The sequence below is a fragment of the Daejeonella sp. genome, from assembly GCF_049655485.1.
Lineage (GTDB): Bacteria > Bacteroidota > Bacteroidia > Sphingobacteriales > Sphingobacteriaceae > Daejeonella.
In genome coordinates this window covers 1-4,707 of record NZ_JBASJU010000240.1, presented here as the reverse complement: position 1 = coordinate 4,707, position 4,707 = coordinate 1, and the positions used below count along the sequence as shown (strand labels likewise).

Annotated in this window: 4 protein-coding genes; all 4 read left to right on the top strand. The window is 40.0% G+C overall.

What is annotated here, in order from left to right:
• On the top strand, positions 1–373 hold a 373-nt coding region (locus tag WBJ10_RS09950), incomplete at its 5' end, for a GMC family oxidoreductase (protein ID WP_424289830.1).
• Positions 374–779: 406 nt separating this feature from the next.
• Positions 780–2,018 carry an MFS transporter gene (locus tag WBJ10_RS09945; protein WP_424289828.1) on the top strand — a complete coding sequence of 413 codons (1,239 nt, stop codon included), beginning with the start codon at positions 780–782 and terminating at the stop codon, positions 2,016–2,018.
• A 265-nt stretch (positions 2,019–2,283) separates the two neighbouring features.
• Entirely contained in the window at positions 2,284–3,363 is a 1,080-nt protein-coding gene (rhaT, locus tag WBJ10_RS09940) for an L-rhamnose/proton symporter RhaT (protein ID WP_424289826.1), read from the top strand.
• Between the two features lie 22 nt (positions 3,364–3,385).
• Positions 3,386–4,707, top strand: a 1,322-nt coding sequence (locus WBJ10_RS09935; RefSeq protein ID WP_424289824.1) for a bifunctional rhamnulose-1-phosphate aldolase/short-chain dehydrogenase, incomplete at its 3' end; no start/stop codon positions are given.

Below are 4,707 nucleotides of genomic sequence, written 5' to 3'. Positions count from 1 at the left end.
GGATAAATGGGGACAGCCGCTACTTGCTGTTGATTGCGAATTCGGTGAAAACGAACGCAAAATGCGCATCGATATGAAGAATGACGCTGCCGAAATTTTGGAGGCCGCAGGTATGAAAAATATTAGTTCCTTCGACAATCCTGCTATACCCGGTATGGCAATCCACGAAATGGGAACAGCCCGTATGGGGCATGATCCGAAGACTTCAGTCTTAAACAAATGGAATCAAATGCACGATGTTAAGAACGTCTTTGTTACTGATGGTGCATTCATGACATCAAGCGCATGCCAGAATCCTTCCTTAACATACATGGCCTTTACCGCAAGGGCTTGTGATTATGCTGTGGGAGAGATGAAGAAGGGGAATTTGTAAATTACCTCTTTGATTCCATTATGCAGACAGACGTATCTGCATATGCTAGTTTTGCTAGCAGGACTTGCAGGGATCTAAACAAAAATGCCTCCCAATGGGAGGAGTTTTTGTTTAGATACTCAACGCTTTGCTCTTGAAGCGAAATTAGAACGACAGAAAGTGTGTCGACCAATGGTCGAAATAGCTGGGTATAGCGGAATTGGATCCTGAATCAACACTTTAAATAATGCTGAAGGCATTGAAGCGTCTTGGCAGATAAAGTTATTTAGGAAAATCTTCCGCTTTAGTTGATCGTGTTTATTAAAGGCAGGTCAGGTCAGGACAGATAACTAATTATTCGTTTTTAAATTGTGATCCAGTTAAAAAGATTAATGAGCTTTTAGTAATTAACTAAACCTAAATAACCATGAACGAAAACATTAACAAAAGAGCCTTATTTTACGGAAGTTGTTTTGCATTGATTACTACCGCTTTTACATTCGCCATTAGAGCCGGGATTCTAGCTCAACTTGGCAGAGAATATGAACTGAGTCCTACACAACTCGGATTTATCAATTCGATGTGGTTTTTGGGATTTCCTATATCCATGATTATAGGAGGACTCGTTTACCATAGTTTTGGCGCCAAAAATATTATGATAGTGGCCTTTGTGTCCCATACTATTGGAATTATATTAACAATTTTTTCAGTAGGCCCCTACATTTACCCACTCTTACTCATCTCCACCTTATTTATCGGTTTTGGCAATGGCTGTACAGAAGCGGCCTGTAACCCGATGATCGCGGACTCGTACTCCGGTATTAAAATGAACAAAATGCTCAACAGATTCCACATGTGGTTCCCCGGAGGAATTGTTCTTGGCAGCCTGATCTCTAAATTTATGACTGACTTTGAGTTAGGCTGGCAATCCCAGATGTGGGTAATTATGATTCCTACTATTATTTATGCAGCTTTATTTTACGGAAAAACTTTCCCAAAATCTCAAAATGCAGAAGGCACTTCCCTTGCTGAAAATTTCAAAGCTATGTCAACACCTATATATCTATTCTTATTCTTCTGTATGGCTTTGACTGCAATCACAGAATTTGGTCCGCAGCAGTGGGTAGGCCTTATCATGAGTAGTAGCGGAGCTCATCCAATGTTGATTTTAGCTTTGGTAACAGGTTTAATGGCGGTAGGCAGATTTTTTGCCGGACCGGTAGTCGAGAAATTTGGCCAGACTGGTGTTCTTTTAACTTCTGCTGTTTTCGCAACTCTGGGTATTTTCTTATTTAGTATAGCTACAGGTCCTTATGTATACATGGCAGCTATTTGCTTCGCAATAGGAGTATGCTATTTCTGGCCAACCATGGTAGGAGCAGTGGCTCAGCGGGTTCCTCTCAGCGGTGCTTTAGGAATGTCTGTTATTGGTGGAATAGGCATGTTCTCTACTGCCATTTTTCAGCCTATTATAGGTAGTTGGATTGATAGGGACAGAGCAGAAGGTTTAGCGGCGGGACTGACAGGATTAGAACTGGATCTTGTTTCCGGTCAGGATACTCTGACAAAAATGGTTGCTTTTCCAGCCATATTAGTTGTTTTATTTATCATATTATTCTTTTGGCAGAAAAAGACAAAAAAAGATGTGATAGCAGTTGCACACTAATAGTAAATTACAATTGCATTTTTAGTAGAGCGTAGCTTGGCAGAAATTGAGGAAGCAGATGATTGCTGCTAAACGTGCAGAATAAGAATGCCAATTCATCTGGATAGGCTTTATTACCATCGGTTCCGATGCGAACAACTTTACCTCAGGCTTTAGATATTCTTTTTGTATCCTGTTATTCGATCAGGACAGCAATTAAATATCTATGCGCTACTTTTATTTAAATCTCACAATCAGAATGAAACTGTAAAAATTTTAAAAAATTATGCAGGCTGTATTAGGAATTATTTTTCACTTCATTGGCGGTTTTGCTTCAGGAAGTTTTTATGTTCCTTATAAAAAGGTAAAAGGCTGGGCATGGGAAACATACTGGCTAGTCGGGGGCTTGTTCTCCTGGCTTATTGTTCCGCCTATTGCCGCCTGGTTTACGATACCAAACTTTGTTGATATAATTGCACAGACACCCTCATCTACATTTTGGTGGACTTACTTTTGGGGAATACTTTGGGGAATCGGTGGGTTGATGTACGGACTAGGGATGCGTTATCTTGGGATGTCTTTGGGCAATTCTGTTTTACTCGGCTTTACTGCCGCATTCGGCGCACTGGTTCCTTCAATTTATTACAATTTTTACCCGCAATCAGGCAAAATAACTTTTAATGAGCTGCTAACTACATCCTGGGGACAAGTAGTGTTGCTTGGTGTTACACTTTGTTTGATTGGTATTTATGTCTGTGGTAGAGCTGGTGTTTTAAAAGAAAAAGAACTTCCTGACGAAAAAAAGAAAGAAAGTGTAAAAGAATTTAATCTCGTAAAGGGTTTAATTGTCTGTATCATCTCCGGTATTCTAAGTGCCTGCTTTAATTATGGTATCGAAGCCGGGTCTTCCATGGCCGATGAAGCAAATCAGTTGTGGAAGTCGGCCCATCCTTTAGAAACGGTAAATTTCTTGTATCGAAATAATGTAATCTATATTGTATTGTTATGGGGTGGTCTTAGCACTAATTTTATATGGTGCGTAATCCTTAATGCACGAAATAAAACATTCGGTGACTATACTAATAAAAAGGCGCCCCTCACCCAAAATTATCTTTTTGCGGCAATGGCGGGAATAATCTGGTTTTTGCAATTCTTTTTTTATGGTATGGGAGAGAGCAAATTGGGTAACGGAGCCAGCTCTTGGATATTACACATGGCATTTATTATTCTAGTTGCCAATATGTGGGGCATCCTGTTAAAGGAATGGAAAGGTGTAAGTAATAAAACCGGCATAACGATAGCAAGTGGCATATTTATCATTCTTCTTTCAGTACTGGTCGTAGGATATGGTAATTCAATGCAATAAAAATGTGATTATAACAAATAACATGAGTAAAATAGCAACAAATTTTAAATACGTAAGCTATCTGTGGGATGATGTCAAGGCAGCTGAACTCGCGGGCGATGAAGTAGCATTATTGGTATATCGTTCCAATTTACTAGGATCTGATCTGCGTTTGACCAATTATGGAGGCGGCAATACTTCCTGCAAAGCGATGGCCATTGATCCAATCAGCGGGAAAGAGACAGAAGTAATGTGGGTTAAAGGTAGCGGTGGTGATATTGGTACTATGAAAAGAAATGGACTTGCTGCTTTGTACATGGATCGGTTGCTAAGTTTAAAAAACAGATACCGCGGCATCGAGCATGAGGATGAAATGGTAGAATTGTTCAATCATTGTATTTATGATTTGGCATCGAAGGCTCCATCAATTGATACCGCTCTACATGGCTTTCTTCCCTTTAAACATATTGATCATTTACATCCGGATGCGGCTATAGCGATAGCTGCCGCAAAGGATGGTGAAAAAATTACAGAGGAACTCTTCGGGGGTAGTGTTGGTTGGGTTGATTGGCAAAGGCCGGGTTTCGATCTGGGGTTAAAATTGAAGCAATGTCTGGATGAAAACCCAGGCATCCGTGGTATCATGTTGGGCTCCCACGGATTATTCACCTGGGGGAAAACTGCATATGAGAGTTATATAAATACGTTAGAAGTAATTGAGCGATGTGCACAATATCTAGAAGATAATTATAGGAAAAAGGGAGAAGTTTTTGGAGGTGCTAAAATAACATCTCTGGCAAAGGAACAAAGATTGGTTCAAGCTTCGGCGTTGGCTCCTGTTCTAAGAGGGTTTTGTTCATCTCAAACAAATATGATCGGTCATTTTACCGATGATGACCGTGTCTTAGAGTTTGTCAACTCTAATGATTTAGATAGGTTAGCTCCATTAGGTACAAGCTGCCCCGATCATTTCTTGCGAACCAAAATATCTCCGCTTGTATTAGATTTAAATAAGAACGAGGATTTATCTGACTCATCATCCATAAAGGTAAAAATTGCCCCTTCAATTGATGCTTACCGAAAGATGTATCTGGATTATTATAACAACTGTAGAAACTCTGAAAGTCCCGCTATTAGAGATCCCAATCCGGTAGTGATTTTATATCCGGGGGTGGGTATGTTTACTTTTGCAAAAGATAAACAAACCGCAAGGGTGGCTGCAGAATTTTATATTAATGCGATTAATGTTATGAAGGGAGCTGAAGCGATAAGTGAGTACACATCGCTACCTAGACAGGAGGCATTTAATATTGAATATTGGGCACTTGAAGAAGCTAAATTACAACGAATGCCCCGCGCTAAAGC